General features: G+C 70.7%; 9 protein-coding genes. All 9 read right to left on the bottom strand.

Annotated elements, in window-relative coordinates; all coding sequences use genetic code 11:
* Positions 1–16 precede the first annotated feature (16 nt).
* The 9 genes from BM297_RS03220 to mnxG all read right to left on the bottom strand — a co-directional run bounded on the left by BM297_RS03220 (position 17) and on the right by mnxG (position 14,775).
* The gene (locus BM297_RS03220; RefSeq protein WP_092428226.1) at positions 17–832 is read right to left on the bottom strand and encodes a class III extradiol ring-cleavage dioxygenase family protein; all 816 of its coding nucleotides are present in this window, start codon (positions 830–832) and stop codon (positions 17–19) included.
* On the bottom strand, positions 813–2,528 hold the full coding sequence (locus tag BM297_RS03215) for a GspE/PulE family protein (protein WP_092428224.1): 1,716 nt from the start codon (positions 2,526–2,528) through the stop codon (positions 813–815). The genes BM297_RS03220 and BM297_RS03215 overlap by 20 nt, the downstream gene beginning before the upstream one ends.
* Before the next feature lie 69 nt (positions 2,529–2,597).
* Positions 2,598–2,990, bottom strand: a complete 393-nt coding sequence (locus BM297_RS03210; protein WP_092428222.1) for a response regulator — start codon at positions 2,988–2,990, stop codon at positions 2,598–2,600.
* Between the two features lie 253 nt (positions 2,991–3,243).
* Positions 3,244–3,903, bottom strand: coding sequence for a SurA N-terminal domain-containing protein (locus tag BM297_RS03205; protein WP_092428220.1), 660 nt, complete (start codon positions 3,901–3,903; stop codon positions 3,244–3,246).
* The gene (locus BM297_RS03200) at positions 3,900–5,471 is read right to left on the bottom strand and encodes a cytochrome c/ABC transporter substrate-binding protein (RefSeq protein ID WP_092428218.1); all 1,572 of its coding nucleotides are present in this window, start codon (positions 5,469–5,471) and stop codon (positions 3,900–3,902) included. Before BM297_RS03200 ends, BM297_RS03205 begins: the two co-directional genes overlap by 4 nt.
* A gap of 17 nt (positions 5,472–5,488) precedes the next feature.
* Positions 5,489–6,121, bottom strand: coding sequence for an SCO family protein (locus BM297_RS03195; RefSeq protein ID WP_092428216.1), 633 nt, complete (start codon positions 6,119–6,121; stop codon positions 5,489–5,491).
* Positions 6,118–6,795: an SCO family protein gene (locus BM297_RS03190; protein WP_092428214.1), complete on the bottom strand. Its 678-nt coding sequence runs from the start codon at positions 6,793–6,795 to the stop codon at positions 6,118–6,120. The genes BM297_RS03195 and BM297_RS03190 overlap by 4 nt, the downstream gene beginning before the upstream one ends.
* A gap of 53 nt (positions 6,796–6,848) precedes the next feature.
* Positions 6,849–8,882, bottom strand: a complete 2,034-nt coding sequence (locus tag BM297_RS03185; RefSeq protein WP_342742273.1) for a cytochrome D1 domain-containing protein — start codon at positions 8,880–8,882, stop codon at positions 6,849–6,851.
* A gap of 118 nt (positions 8,883–9,000) precedes the next feature.
* Complete coding sequence (gene mnxG / locus BM297_RS03180; protein ID WP_245768192.1) at positions 9,001–14,775, bottom strand: manganese-oxidizing multicopper oxidase MnxG; 5,775 nt, start codon at positions 14,773–14,775, stop codon at positions 9,001–9,003.
* Between the last annotated feature and the right edge of the window lie 122 nt (positions 14,776–14,897).

Raw genomic sequence — 14,897 nt, 5'->3', positions numbered from 1 at the left:
CCGCTTCACCGCCATTTCAGCTCACCGTCTCGGCCATGGCCCACAGCGGATCGGGCGCCTCGTCCGGCGCCGCTCGCGGCTGGCCGAGCACCTGCGGCAGCAGCCCGTGCACGGGCGGCGGAGCCAGGTCGGCGCGCCCCGGGGCATGGATGTAGACGGCCAGCGGCGACTGCGCCTCCAGCTCCTGCAGCTCGCTTTCGCGCTCGAGCAGCACCGCCAGCGCGGCGTCGCTGTCGCTGCCGGCGGTCGAGCGCACCGCCACCCAGCGGCCCTCGCGGGCCACCAGCAGGCAGCTGCGCTCGGGCTCGGCGAGCAGGAACAGGAAATCGCCGCCGACCAGCGGCCGGCACAGCCGGTTGAAGGCACTCATCAGGTAGGGCTGCACCGACACCAAACGCAGGCCAGCAGTCTTCGCCAGGCCTGTCAGACGCTCGAGCAGCCCCTCGGCGATGGCCACCGCCAGGCGCGGCTGACCGGCGGCCTCCGGCGACAGCTGCAGGGCCCAGCCGGCCGCCTCGCTGCCGTAGATCTCTTCGAAGCGCAGGCGCGCATAGGCGCTCAGCTCCTCCGGGGTGCCGATGGCATCGCTCCACGGCACCAGGGTGAAATGCGCGAAATGCTCGCCGAGCACCACCGCCAGTTCGCCACGCCGGCCGGGGCAGGCGCGCAGCAGCTGTTCCAGCGCATCCACCGCGCCGGCCCAGTCGCCGAGGTCGCGGCTGGCGCACGCGGCGCTGCCCAGGTTGTCCAGCTGGCTGCCGCGGCGGCGGGCCAGTTGCACTCGCGTGGGACCGAGCACGGCGAGGTAACGGTCAGGCGACAAAAGTGACACGGTTGATCTCCTCCAGTGAGGTCCGCCCTTCGCGCACCAGCTGCAGCGCCGACTCGCGCAGCAGACGCAGGCCGCGCCGGCGTGCCAGCTCCTTGACCCGGGCGATCGGCTGGCGCTCGATGATCATCTGGCGCAGCTCGTCGTCGAGCAGCAGCAGCTCGGCGATCGCCGTGCGCCCACGGTAGCCGGTGCCGCGGCAGCGGCCGCAGCCAGTGCCGTGCACGAAGCGGTAGTCGCCGACCTGCTCCGGGTCGAGCCCCGAGGCCAGCAGCTCGTCGCGCTCGGGCACACGCTCCACCGCGCAGCCCGGGCAGACCAGGCGGATCAGCCGCTGGGCGAGGATGCCGTTGAGCGCGGAGACGAAGCTGTAGGGGTCGACCTCCATCTGCACGAAGCGGCCGATCACGTCGAACACGTTGTTGGCGTGGATGGTGGTGAACACCAAGTGGCCGGTGAGCGCCGACTGCACGGCGATCTGCGCGGTGTCCGGGTCGCGGATCTCGCCGACCATGATCTTGTCCGGGTCGTGGCGCAGGATCGAACGCAGGCCGCGGGCGAAGGTCAGGCCCTTCTTCTCGTTGACCGGAATCTGCAGCACGCCGGGCAGCTGGTACTCCACCGGGTCCTCGATGGTGATGATCTTGTCCATGCCGTGGTTGATCTCGCTGATCATCGCGTACAGCGTGGTGGTCTTGCCGCTGCCGGTCGGGCCGGTCACCAGCACCATGCCGTAGGGCTCCGCCGCCAGGCGGCGCAGGGTGCGCAGGGTCGCCGCCTCGAAGCCCAGCGCCTCGAGACTCACCCCGCTGATCTGGTCGCCCAGGTCCTGCTTGTCGAGCACCCGCAGCACCGCATCCTCGCCGAAGATGCTCGGCATGATGGAGACGCGGAAGTCGATCTGCCGGCCCTTGATGCCGACCTTGAAGCGGCCATCCTGGGGCACGCGCTGTTCGGCGATGTCCAGTTCGGCCATCACCTTGACCCGCGAGATCACCTGCTCGGCGACGTCGGCGCCCTGCACCCGGCTGATGCTGTTGAGCACCCCGTCGATGCGGTACTTGATCACCAGGCCGTTGCCGGTGACGCCCAGATGGATGTCGCTGGCGTGCATCTTCAGCGCGTCGTAGAGGGTCGAGTTGACCAGCTTGACCACCACGCTGGCATCCTCGCTGATCTGCGCCAGCGACAGGGTCTCGACCGCCGCAACCTCGGCGGTGCTGTCGGCCGCGCCGGCCAGCGAGTCGACCGCGTGGAAGTCTTCCTCGTGGCGGGCCAGATAGCCGGCCAGGTCGGCGGCATGCACCAGGTACAGCGGCGCGCCGCGCAGTTTCTCATCGATCCAGGCCAGCCGCGCCGCATCGAAGGGATCGCTGAACACGCCGACCACCTCGTCGCCGCGGCGCACCATGGCGAACTCGCGCTTGAGCGCCTGGGCCAGGGTGACCTGCTCGAACGCCGGCGCACAGGCGAACAGCTCGTCGCTGGCCAGCACCGGATAGCGCAGGGTCGCCCCCAGGCAGCCGACGAAAGCCGCGGGTTCCAGCCCGGTCACCTCCTCCAGCTCGTCGAGCACCCGCCGTCCGCTGGCGGCGGCGCGCTCGCGGGCGGCATGCAGCTGGGCGGCATCGCAGCGCAGTGGCTGTGCATCCCCGGAGAAGTTCGCCGCCAATCCAACGGTTGGAATTATTCGCTCCATGGCCCGGCTCCCTGATGCCTTTCGGCTCTGTGAGTATAGTGACCGCCCCGGATACACAAGGTCCGGCGATCAGCTGCGGTCGGCCGGCACACAGCGCACCAGGCGGGCCAGATCGGCCAGGGCAAAGGGCTTGTAGAGGATGTGCAGGACGCCGCGTGCGTTCGCCGCATAGCGGACTCTGTCGCCCGGATGGGCGGTGATCAGCACGCCGGCGCAATGGCATCCGCGGCGGCGCATGGCGTCGAGCGCCTCGAAACCACTCATGTCCGGCAGGCTGTAGTCGAAGACCAGCAGGTCAGGCGCGAAGTCGCCGCACAGGGCGATGGCGCTGCTGCCGTCGCCGACGATGCGGACCTCGTGGCCCATGGCCTCCAGATAGGTGCCGATGTTCTCGGCCAGGGTAGGCTCGTCCTCGACTACCAGAACCTTCCGTGGCGGTGAAGGTGCTGCGAAGGCATCCATGAAACGCTCCTCTGCTCATGAGGGCTGACAGGTATCCCTCTCCCACGCACGCGCCATGCCATCTGCAAGCAGGCGACAAAGCCTTTTATCTGTTTGATTTATAAACGCTTTTATCGAGCCAAGAGGCATGCGGGGAACCGCAGTGGGGAAAGTCGCCGGCCGGCCTGCGGATTGCCCCAACCTGCCCCGCAAGGATTCCCCAACTGTGGGGAAAAGCCCGGGGCGAGCCAGGGGGCGTAACGCGACTCGGCGCTCAGAGCGGCACCAGCACCTCGATGCGTGCCGCGGCGCGCAGCTGGTCGAGGGCGGCGCGGCGCGCCTCGCCTTCACGCTGCTCCAGCAGGATCCGCCGCGCCGGCGCCAGCAGCTGCTCCTCGCTGAGCGGAGCGTCGGACGTCGGTGCGCCCTGAGCCCGCAGGACCTGATAGAAGCTGCGCACCTCCGCGTCGCTGACCGTGACCGTGCCCACCAGCTGATCGAGCATGCGACTGGCGGCGATTTCCCGGCGCAGGTACTCGCTATAGCCGGCCTCGTCGAAGCCGGCGGCCTGCAGGCGCCGCGCGAACGCCTCCGGACTGGCGAAGCTGGCCGCCACCGCGGCGCGGGTGCGCGCCACCTCGGCATCGTCGACGGCGATGGCCCGGCGCTGCGCTTCCTGCCAGAGCAGCTCCTTGTCGATCAGCTGCTCCAGCGCCTCGCGCTTGAGGCGCTTGTACACCGAAGGGTTGCGGATCTGCGCGACGCTGCGGCGCTGCTCGCGCAGGTAGTCCTCGAAGTGCCGTTCGAGACGGAACAGGCTGATCTCCACGTCATTGACCCGCGCGGCGCTGCCGTACTCTTGCGCCGTCAGCTCCCGCCCGCACAGCAGGACCAACAGCAGCGCCGCCAGGGCCTCCAGCAATCCTCGATTCATGGCGTATCCACCTGCAGATAGCGGCCGGTGGGACGGAACAGCCCCTGCTGCAGATCCACCGTCACGATGTGCGCCCCCGGCGCGCCGACCCGCCGCCCCGGGCCGAAGCCCAATACCGGGGTCACCCCGGTGTGGAAGCCGTGCAGGTTCTCCAGGGCGCTCAGCAGCTTTTCCCGGCTGGCGTCGCGGCCGGCGCGCTTGAGCCCTTCGGCCAGCACCAGCGCGGCGCTGTAGGCGCTGACCTGCAGCGCCGCGTGGCGCTCGCCGAGGCCGCTGCGCTGGCGCACGGCCTGCAATGCGGCGCTGCCGGCCGGGGTCCAGTCCGCGGGCAGGAACGGATAGGCGAGGAACAACCGGCCGTTGAACGGCGGCGGGATGCGCAGCACCGCGCCGGCCACCTGGCTCGACGCGGCGAACAGGTAGGGGCGCGCCCCAGCCTCGGCCAGCGTGCGCGCCAGGGCGACGAAGGCGTCCGCCGGGCCGAGGAAGAACAGCGCCTGCAGGTCCGCCAGCGCCGGCAGCTCGGCGCCCGCCGCCTCCGGCGGGTAGGCGAACGGCTGTACCTGCGGCCAGCCCTGCGCCTGCAGGCGGGCTGCCAGGGCTTCGGCCAGGGTGCGGTAGCGCTCGTCCTGCGGGTAGGCGACCAGGGCCGCCCCGCTGCCGAAGGCCGGCGAGGCGCGGGCGAAGTCGCCGAGAGCGAACAGCTGCTCGCGCAGGCCCGGCAACGGAGCGAACACCAGGTGGCTGCTGTCGTCGGCGAACTGCAGCAGCGGCCCCACCAGCGGCGTCCCGCTGGCGGCCAGCAGCTCGGCGTAACGGCCCTCCAGCGCCGGCGCCAGCGGCGCGACCAGGGCGAACACATCGCCCCGCTCGAGCAGCCCGCCCAGCGCCGCCGCGGCGCTGGCGCGGTCCGCGCCGGGGTCGACCACCACCAGTTGCAGCCGGCGGCCATGGATGCCGCCGGCCTCGTTGATCCCGTCGAGCATGCCCTGCAGCAGCGCCGCCACCGTCGCGCCCAGCCCGGCCAGCGGGCCGTCCGCCGGCAACAGGGTGCCGAGGCGCAGCACCTCGTCGTGCAGGCCGGGGTCGCGGTCGGCGTCGAGACGCTTGATGTAGGCGGTCAGGTTGCGCATGTCGCGCAGCGACATGACGAAGCGCGGCATCGCCGGGTTGAGGCGATTGCCCGCCGGGTCGAGTCCCTCGCCGAGGGCGCGGGCGAAGGCGCCGTCGTCGTAGGCCGGGTGCTGGCGGCCGCTGGCTGGGCGCTGGCCGTTGGGCGCGCTCAGGCGTCGCCAGGTGATGTCGGGCGGGCGCACCCCGCCCTCGGCCTTGCCGCGGCCGTCGCTGCCGTGGCAGCCGGCGCAGGGCAGCGAGGTCGCCGGCAGGCTGGTGCCGGCGACGCCGACCAGCGCCTGGATGGCGGCATCGCTGCTGCCGCTACCGTGCAGGTAGATGCGCTTGCCCGCCGCCTCTTCGGGCGTCAGCTGCAGCGCCGTCGCCATGCCGGCCCAGCCGAGCAGCCCGCAGAGCAGCCAGGCAACGCCGCGCCGCCTCGTCGCCGCCCACATCGTCGCCACCCGCCGGATCAGCGCCCGACCGCGGGCGGCAGGGTCAGCAGCTGCAGGCGCTGGGCGATGGCCGCCGGTGGTGCATCCGGGCGGATCTTGCTCCAGCGCTTGTTGGCGACGTCGCCGGCGATCAGCAGCGTGGAGTGCTCCTCGGGACTGCGCGACAGCTGGCCGAGGCGCCCCAGCACCACGTCCATCTGCGCCTTCGGCCCGGTGAGGAAGGTCCAGTTCGCATCGTCCGCGCCGTGCTTGCGGGCATAGGCCTTGAGCGCCTGCGGCGAGTCCTTGACCGGATCGCTGCTCAGCGAGATGAAGTGCACCTGCGCGGCGTCGTTGCCCAGCGCCTTGCGCACCTCGGCCAGCTTGCGGGTGATCAGCGGGCAGGCGTCCTCGCAGCTGGTGAAGATCACGTTGAGCAGCACCACCCGCCCGGCCAGCACATCGCTGTAGAAACGCACCGTTTCGCCGTCCTGGTTGAGCAGCTCGGTGTCGGTGAAGTAGCTGCGCGCATCCAGGGTGCCACCCCCGGCGACCGCCTGCGCCACCGGCCCCTTGGCCGCCGGCGCGGCGGCGTGCTCCTCGTGGGCCTCGGCGATGGCCACGCCCAGGCAGGCGACCAGCGCCACGGCGAGCCAGTCATGCAGGTTCATGGCCGCTCCTCCTGCTGTGCGGCCTGGGCGGCATGCCCGGGCCCGTCGTGCCCCGGCGGCGTGTGCTGGCGCGCCGCGCCGAGGGCGTAGACCCGGCCGACCAGCACGGCCGGATCGGTGAAGCCATAGAAGCGCGTCCACTGCGCGCTGCGGCCGTCGCCGACCATGATCACCGGCGGATGACTGGTGAAGTCGGCCGACCAGGTGCCCAGTCCCTTGAGGGTGTCGTTGACCGCCGGCACCGGGCCGGTCAGCCAGGTCCAGCCCGGCCCGGCCTGAAACTGGCTGGCGTACTCGCGCAGCCGCTGCGGGGTGTCGCGCAGCGGATCGACGCTGATCGACACCAGCTGCACCTCGTTGCCGACCATGTCGCCCAACTGGGCCTGCACCTTCTGCATGATCGCCGAGACCACCGGACACACCGTGGTGCAGCTGGTGTAGATGAAGCCCATGACCACGATCCTGTCGCCGACCACCTCGTCCTTGAGGCGTACCGGCCGACCGTGCTGGTCGGTCAGCTCGACGTCGGCGAACTGCACCTGGGCAGCTTCCGGTGGCTGCGCGCGAGGGTGGTGCCCGGCGTGCTCGTCCGCCGCCTGAGCGGGCAGCGGGCCGGCCAGCGCCAGCGCCAGCGAGCACAGGGCAAGCGCCAGGCTGGGCAGTAGTGGTTGCATGATCGCCTCCTGCGGCCATCGCGCCGCGTGTCAAATCGCCTCCGGCCAGGGCCTCAGGGCTTCTGCTCGGCGACCACGGACTTCGCCGCCGTGGCGCGCAGGCTGACATAGGGCTGGTCGCCGAACGCCAGCCCCAGCGACGCCGAGCCCGCATGCAGGTACCAGGCGCCGGCCTCGGGCAGTTCCACCGTTGCCTCGTAGAGGCCCTCGCCCACCTCGCGCGCCGCCACCTCGCGCGGCCGCGAGGACGGGGCGAGGAAGTAGCGCACGCGCAGGTCGGTCACCCCGCTGCGCGGCTGGTTCGCGTCGCCCTGCACCACGCGCAGGCGGGTGACTACCGGCGCGCCGACGCTGACCGTCGGGTTGTCGAGGAGAAACTCGACCCGCGGCGTGCTGCGTTCGCGCGCCAGCAGCGGGTCGGCCTGCACCTCGGCGCTGAAGCAGTGGGTGATCTGCGGCTGGTTGAGCAGCACCGCCACCTCGAAGCGCCCGGCCGCCGGCAGCTTGACCCGCGCACCGAACACCCCCGGTTCCAGCTCCTGCAGACTGCGGTCGATGACGGTAACAGCGCGGGCGCTGTGCCCCCGGTTCGGGTAGCCGGACATCGGCGCGTTCATGCCTTCCATGTAGAAGTAGGTGGTGTTGTCCACCGGGTTGACCACGAACACCGCCGCGTCGTCGCGCGCGGTGGCCAGGCCCGGCGCCAGCGGCAGTGCGCCGGCCTGCTTGGGCGCGGCGGGGCCGGCGTCGAAGCCCAGCACGCCGGGCGTGCGCTCGCCGCCCAGGCTGGCCAGATCGACCATGGTCACCCGCGGCGAGGCCAGACCGCGGATATAGGCGAAGGCGCGGCTGAAGGTGATCTGCCAGGGCTCGGCGGACACCTGCAGGGTGTGCAGGACCTCGCCGCTGGCGGCGTCGATCACCGTGGCGCTGTCCTCCAGGGTGTTGAGCACGAAGCCGTAGCGGCCATCCTGGGTGAAGCGCAGCGGGCCGATGCCGCGCTTGAGGGCGATGGTCTTGCGCGTCTTCAGACTGTCGGCGTCGATCACGCTGACCGTGCCGTCCTGGCCGTCGCTGACGTAGACCGCCCTGGACAGCGGCGAGAAGGCCACGGCCAGCGGGTGCGGCCCAGTGCGGATCTCGTCCACCGGCTTGAGGGTCGCCACGTCGAACACCGTCAGGGTGCCGGCATCGCGGCTGCTGACGAAGGCGCGCCGCGAGTCGTCGCTGAAGGCGATCTCGTGGTGGCCCGGCCCGAGGCGGGCGCTCAGCACCGTCTGCAGGGTCTGCGTGTCGATCACCGTCACTCCGCTGTCGGCCGCGGCGCGGGCGTTGTTGCCGACCCACAGGTAGCGGCCGTCGGGCTGCAGCGCCACGCGCACCGGCTCGCGCCCGGCGGCGACGTTGCCCAGCACCCGGAAGTTCTCCGCATCGACCACCGCCACCTCGCCGGCATCCGGCATGGACACGAACAGGCGCTTGCCATCGGCGCTGGCGGCCCAGTCCATCGGCGGGCGGCGCAGGGCGATGCGCGTCAGGGTGCTGGTGACGCCGCCGACCGAGGTCAGCGGATCGATCACCGTGATGCTGGGATCCTGGTTGAGGACGAACAGGTAGTAGCTGTTCAGATCGAGGGTCGGCCGCACGCCCGGCAGGCCCTTGAGGTACAGGCCGATGCGCGACTTGGAGCTGGTCTCCGGGGTGCCGCTACCGGCGGGCTGGGCCGCACTCGGCTGGGCCAGGTCGAGCCAGGCGCCGGGCACCTGGCCCTGCAGCGGCTGGCCGCTGGCGGCATCGCTCAGGCGAAAGCGCAGGTCGGCGAAGCCGCCCTCGACCAGCGGGCCGTCGCCCTCGCTGCGCGCCTCGAAGTCGATGACCACGCCATCGCGCACCAGGCGGCCACTGGCCTGGGACTGCGCCCCGCTGCCGGCCGCTGCCACGACCCGTGCCGGGTCCGCAGTGGTGGCCGGCGCCAGCTCGGGAGCCGACTGCCGGCCGACCAGCAGGCCGGCGAGCAGCGGCAGCCCCAGCGCGGTCGCCAGCAATAGCAGTGCCCATCCTTGCTTCTTGTTGCTTGCCGGTTTCACCGTTCGTTACTCCCCGAATCGCTTGCGCTTGAGGGCAGCGCCTTCCTCCCTGAAAGCATGGTCCATGAGGGCGGGACCGGGGAGAGGGCCAGCGCAGGCGCCCTCTCCCGTCGGCCGGCTATTTCCTGCCGCCGCCCTTGCCGCCGCCGCTGCTGGTGGCGGCCGGGGTTACCCGCAGCAGGCCCCACATCCCGCCGGCGTTGCCGAACACGGCGAAGTCGCGCCACAGGTAGTCGCCGGGCACCGCGTTGCCGCCACCGGCGCTGGGGTACATGAAGTTGAAGTGCGCCGCCGGCAGCACGCTCTCCTGTGTGCCGACATAGCGGCTCAGCGGGTTGTAGCCGAAGCGCACCGAACCGACCCCGGCGAGCCGCAGCGGGTAGCTGTCGGCGTCGGAGTTCTGCGACACGAACGGCTCCTGCGGATGCAGGTGACCATCGAGCTGGAAGGTGGCGCCGCGGCTGCCGCCCGCCGGCATGGTCAGGTGCACGCGGAACGGCTGGCCGGCCTGCACCTTGAGCACCGGGGTCACCGGATCGCCGCTGACCAGGGCGTTGCTGTAGGCCATGTGCGCGTTGGCAATGTCGCCCCAGCCGCCCTTGCCGAACGGGGCGTTGGGCGCCTTGGCGAAGCGGTACCACATGGGCTCGCTGCGGTAGTTCACCGCCATGTCCGAGTTGTCCTTCGGATCGGTCGGCGTGCCCAGCCCTTCCGAGGCCATGCCCTGCACCGGCCGGCCGTTGGCCCAGCGCAGGTTGAGGCCCTTCTGCCAGACCAGCGAGAAGTCGCGGTAGGCCGCCTGCCCCGGCGCCTGTACGGTGGCGGCGGTGCGGCTGCTGCTGTCCTCGCTCCAGGTCGCACCGAGCGGCATGATCGCCATCGCCCCGGACAGGCCCTTGGCCGCCTGCTTGATCGGGTCCGCCGGCAGCAGGTTGAGGCCGCCGAACTCGATCGGCGTGGCCTCGATCTTGTCGAGGTTGCGGTTGCTGCCCGACTCGACCTCGCCCAGCCGCGCCAGATGGCCGGCGTAGAACTGGTAGGTACGGGTCGCGTAGCTACCCTTGCTGCCGACGCGCGGCGCGATCGTCTGCACCGGGTTGATGCCGACGTTGACGCCATCGCCCTGGGTGATGTCGTAGGCGAGCAGCTGGGCGTGCAGGCCGACGTGGCTGGACGGGCGAAGCAGGTTGTTGTTGAAGCTGGTCGAGCCCTGCGCACCGAAGCGGTCGCGCTTGACCACCGACGGCAGCACCGCGTAGGTCGGCAGGTCCGGCATGACCGGCGGCAGGCGGTTTTCCAGGGTGATGGTGACGCACTCGCCCGCCGCCGCGCGCAGCACCAGCGGCTCGATCGGCACGCCGGCCTTGAGCTTGCCAGTCTTGTTATCGAGATCGCCCTTGTGCACGTAGAGGATCGCCGTCGGGTCGTGCAGCGGACCGGCCTGCCCGCCGATGGTCACCGGCTGGTGGGTCTCCTCGTCGATCACCGTCACCTGCGGAATGCTCACCGGCCGCGGGTTGACCACCAGGGTGCCGCCACTGGCATTCAGCGGGCCGCCGACGTGCTGGCCGGCGCCCTGCGGATCGCCGATGGTCAGACCCAGCGGGTTGGCCAGGATGTCGTTGGCCAGCGCCACCACCACGTTGTAGGTCCGCTGCGGGGTCGGCTGGCTGCCGCCGCTGGCGGTCGGGCCGGTGGACGGGCACACCCCGGTGAACGAGGCGGTGTTCTTCGCCGCCACCGGCTTCGGGTTGTTGGGCAGGGCGTAGAGGTCGGGGCGCGTGGTGGTGTAGTTGCGCATGATCCCCCACATGCCGTTCCAGTAGCCCTCGATGGCGGCATCCATGCTGTACAGGTAGTCGCCCTTGTCGGCGATGGAGCTGGACAGCATGGTCACCGGTGCCACGAAGCCCATCTGCTCGGAGATGCCGACCATCTGCGAGGCCTTCCATCCCGAGTTGGAGCTGTTGCCGTAGCCGGTGCCGTTCTGCAGCCACTTGACGCCGTGGATGGTGACGTTGTGCTCCTCCTCGTGGCCGCCGGCATGCACCCGCACCCGCACGTTGTCACCCGAGTAGGTGCGCAGCATCGGCGTGAACGGGTCGCCCGGCAGCGAGTCGGCAACGTTGATGTGCGGCGGGAAGGTGGTGATGCCGCCGGTCGGGCCACGCGCCTGGCGAACCTCGCTGGGCGCCAGGTTGAGTGCCGGAATGGCCCGATCGGTGCGGCTCTGCAGGGCGAAGGCGAGGTCGCCGGCCAGGCCGTCGGCCTGCATGCCCGGCTTGCCGTCGGGGCCGAGGCGGTTGGGGTCGAAGACCCGCAGGCCCAGCGGCTCGTTGCGGTAGTTGACCACGAAGATCCCCGGGTCCTCGACCGAGATCGCCTGCGGGCACGGCCGGCTCGGGCAGCCGGGCACCTGGCCGCCGGCCATTTCCACCACCGACTCGAGCAGGCGACTGGCGTTGCGCCGGGTCGGCGGGTTGATCGCGTAGCGGAAGGTCTCGGCGGTGGCCGGGTAGCGCGAGGCATCCGGCACGCCGTCAGGACCGGCGCCGACGTACACGCCGGCCTCGTAGGCATGCTGGAAGTCGCTGTACTCGAGGAAGAACTCGCGGAAGCTGTCGTTCTTGCCGTCATTGTCGAAGTCATTGGTGGCGATCACCGCCTGCCAGGAGGTCGGTCCGCCGTCGGCGCGGGTGTACAGCGGCGTGCCGGTTTCGGCGTGGAACCAGCTGGAGCCGGCCGGCTCGGTCAGCACGGTGGCGTAGAGGCCGACCTGCTGGTGGGTGGACGGGCCGAGGTGGTCGTGGGTGAAGATGTTGCCCAGGCCACGGTCGACGTCCCAGCGGTTGACCACCGGGTCGGCGAACCAGCGCTGCATGGTGGTACGCGCGCCCAGCCAGTCGCTGCGGTTGTATTTCTTGAAGTACGGGTGTGCCTTGGCCTGCGGGCACTGCGCCGACACCTCCCCGTCATCGCAGTCGTTGAACTCGCGGATGGCATGGATGCGCTCGACCACCGCCACCGGCGAGAGCACGCCGTCCTCGTAGTTCCAGCCGTTGGCCGAGCCGTCGGCGGAGGGCAGGTCCCACTTGGGCAGGTGGATGTGCTGACCGATCACGTCGGTCGGCGTGCGCACCTGATAGTCGTCCAGCTCGTAGAACGCCGGGATCAGGTTGGTGTGGTGGTACATGGTGCAGTCGAAGGTGTTCATCCGCATCACCAGCGGTTCCGGCGGCTTCTGCTTGTTGATCACCGGCACGGCATCCTCCCACAGGGTGAGGATGCGCGCCTGCGGGAAGTGGTAGCCGACCTTGTTGAATACCGCGTCGAACTGGATGTTGGCCGCCTTGTAGACCCGCGGATTGTCGGCGGTGAAGGTCGAGGAGCCCTTGAACGACAGCTCGGTGCCGCCGAAGAACTCGCCGAGACCGGCCGCCGCGGTCAGGCGCTTGCCGCGGTCATCCATGCACGGCTCGAAGAACGGCGCACCGCCCACCGGCAGGGCGCCGTTGGTGCGGAAGGCCTTGGGCTCTATCTCGCCGTTGGGCTTGATCATGTAGCTGGGGTGCTCGGCCTGGGCGTGGAACAGCATCGCCGCCTGCTCGACCTCGGTGCCCTCCTCGGGGAAGAACACCGCCTTGGCCTTGGTGACCGTCTTGGAGAAGTCCAGGGCGCTGGTGACCACCGTCGCCTCGCCACCGGCCGCCAGGCCATCCAGCGAGTGCCGCGGCAGGCCGCCGTCGAAGCCGCCGGCCTGGGCCGGATCGAGGTTCTGCCACAGGGCCTTGCCGGTGGCTTTGAGGGCAGTCGCCGTGGCCGCATCGAGCATGTCCAGCGGCGGGGTCGGCGGACGCTGGCCGACGGTGCTTTCCATGCCGCCGATCCAGAACGGGTAGCCCGGATTCTTCAGGCTGCCGTCGGCGTTCTGGTTGCCAGCGCTGCGATCGACCAAGGCCACCGAACCGACGATGCGCGGGCCGCTGTCCTCGCCCTCATCGCCAGCTACCAGGGCGCTGCCGAGCTTGGGCACCACCGTCACCGTGCCCGGCATCGGCGCCAGCGCCTTGCCCGGCAGCGGCACGATCGCCGGGATCGGCGTGCCGGCGACGATCTCGCCATCCGGCAGGGCACGGGCGTTGGCGGCCGGCAGGCCGCTGCGCAGGGCGAACGGCTGGCTGTGGAAGCCATTGGCGCCCTGCTCGGAAACCGCCAGGCGGGTGCCCTCCTCGAACACGTCGTGGACCCGCCACAGCGACCACATGCCCTGGGCGAAGTGCGGGTAGAAGTGGCAGTGGAAGATGGCGTCGCCGGCCACCCGGTTGCGGTTGCCCGAGCCGCCGAAGGCGATCTCGTAGGTGTAGCCCGAGCCCGGGCCGATGCCCTGGGCGTCGACGTAGTCGGAGTTGTCGTCGTTGGGGTTGTACAGCCACTGGTGGGCATGCAGGTGGAAGATGTGCTGCTCGTGGCCGACGTGGGTGTTGCGGAACTTGACGAAGTCGCCGATGTAGCTGTGGTGCACGTTGGCCGGCTCGGCCGGGTACAGGGCCATCGAGGCCTTGATGCCGGTGGCCGCCGCTGGCGGCACCTGGTTCGGTCCCACCGCCTCCAGGCCGACGTTGGCCGGCACATCCACCAGCATGCCGACGTCGCCAACCGTGTGCGAGCTGAGGAAGAACTCCTCGTAGGCGCAGGACAGGCAGTCGTGCATCGGCCCGACGCCCAGGCGGTTGGCGATCACCTCGGCGCCCACGGCGCCGGAGCCGTAGTTGATCATGAAGCCGTCACGCAGCGGCTGCAGCACGTGGCCGAACACCGGGTCGCGCCAGAAGGCGGGGAAGGCCTGCGCCGCCACCGCCTCGTCCTGGAAGGCGACGGAGAAATCGCGGAACGGCTCCAGACGGTTGGGCAGCGACGGGTTGCGCTGGCCCATGCGCTCCAGCGGATAGGTCTCCGGCGGGAAGCTGCCGTCGGGATTGGGGCCCATGACGATGGCATCGGTGGCGCTGAAGACGATCTCGTTGCCGTCGATCATGTTGAGGATCGGCGCGCCGGCCTTGCCTTCGCTGATCCACGGCTCGACGTTCGGGTAGCGCACCTCGTAGTCGACGACCGGCTGGCCGGTCGGCGTGCGCGCGCGACCGGCCGAGGCCAGGCGCAGCTCCTCCTCGGTCACCGTGCTGCGATAGGTGCGTGCGCCCTTGGGCAGCACCACCACCTGGCCGAACAGGCCGTTGGAGATGTTGCCGCCCGAGGCCTCGCCGCCGAAGGTGGCGCCGTCGCTGCTGACCACGAAGGCGCCCTCGCGCTCGGCGTACAGGGTGTAGCTGCGGCTGCTGCCGGGGGCCAGCAGAGCACTCTGGTTGAGTCCCGCATGGCTGGCGATGTCGCCGATGCCGTTGACCGCCTGCAGGCCGGTGACCTTGAAGCCGACGTGGCGGCTGGTCACCTGGTCATTGATGTCCAGCTCGGGCACCTCGGCGTTGCGCGGGTTGGCATTCAGGGTCAGCAGGTTCTGCAGGTTCACCCTCAGGCAGTCGCCCTCGGCGACCCGCAGCACCAGCGGGCGCGGACGCTTGTCGGGGCGCAGCATGACCTCGCCGGGTGTCGCCGCGCCGCCCTTGTGCAGCGGCACATTGTTCTTGTCGACCACATCGCGGCGCAGCGCGAAGATCATGCCGTTGACGTTCTGCGCGCCGAGACGGTTGAACATCAGCGGCTGGTCGATCGCCACCACGTTGGCCACCAGGGTGCGCTGGCAGTTGATCGCCGCCTCGGCGGCGCCTGTCGCCAGCAGGGTGGTGCCGCTCAGCAGCACGGCCAGCCAACCGGCCCGGCGCCCGGGCTGTGCTGCACTGCCGCCTGGCGCTCTGGGGAAAGTATCGTTGCTCATGTCTGTCCTCCCGCTTGCCCCGTACCGCGGGCAAGCCTGCCCACCGCCACAATGTGAATCGCTTCACACGTCGCAAGGGCCGTGCCAGAGCGGGAGGCCGCGGATTTCCTGAGGTTTGCTCA

Source organism: Geopseudomonas sagittaria (assembly GCF_900115715.1).
GTDB lineage: Bacteria > Pseudomonadota > Gammaproteobacteria > Pseudomonadales > Pseudomonadaceae > Geopseudomonas > Geopseudomonas sagittaria.
This window is presented reverse-complemented; position numbering and strand designations above follow the sequence as displayed.

Bases quoted from the DNA above. Each gene is read 5' to 3' on its own strand.
- BM297_RS03215 (WP_092428224.1), bottom strand. From the start codon at position 2,528: ATGGAGCGAATAATTCCAACCGTTGGATTGGCGGCGAACTTCTCCGGG.
- BM297_RS03210 (WP_092428222.1), bottom strand. From the start codon at position 2,990: ATGGATGCCTTCGCAGCACCTTCACCGCCACGGAAGGTTCTGGTAGTC.
- BM297_RS03205 (WP_092428220.1), bottom strand. From the start codon at position 3,903: ATGAATCGAGGATTGCTGGAGGCCCTGGCGGCGCTGCTGTTGGTCCTG.
- BM297_RS03200 (WP_092428218.1), bottom strand. From the start codon at position 5,471: ATGTGGGCGGCGACGAGGCGGCGCGGCGTTGCCTGGCTGCTCTGCGGG.
- BM297_RS03195 (WP_092428216.1), bottom strand. From the start codon at position 6,121: ATGAACCTGCATGACTGGCTCGCCGTGGCGCTGGTCGCCTGCCTGGGC.
- BM297_RS03190 (WP_092428214.1), bottom strand. From the start codon at position 6,795: ATGCAACCACTACTGCCCAGCCTGGCGCTTGCCCTGTGCTCGCTGGCG.
- mnxG (WP_245768192.1), bottom strand. From the start codon at position 14,775: ATGAGCAACGATACTTTCCCCAGAGCGCCAGGCGGCAGTGCAGCACAG.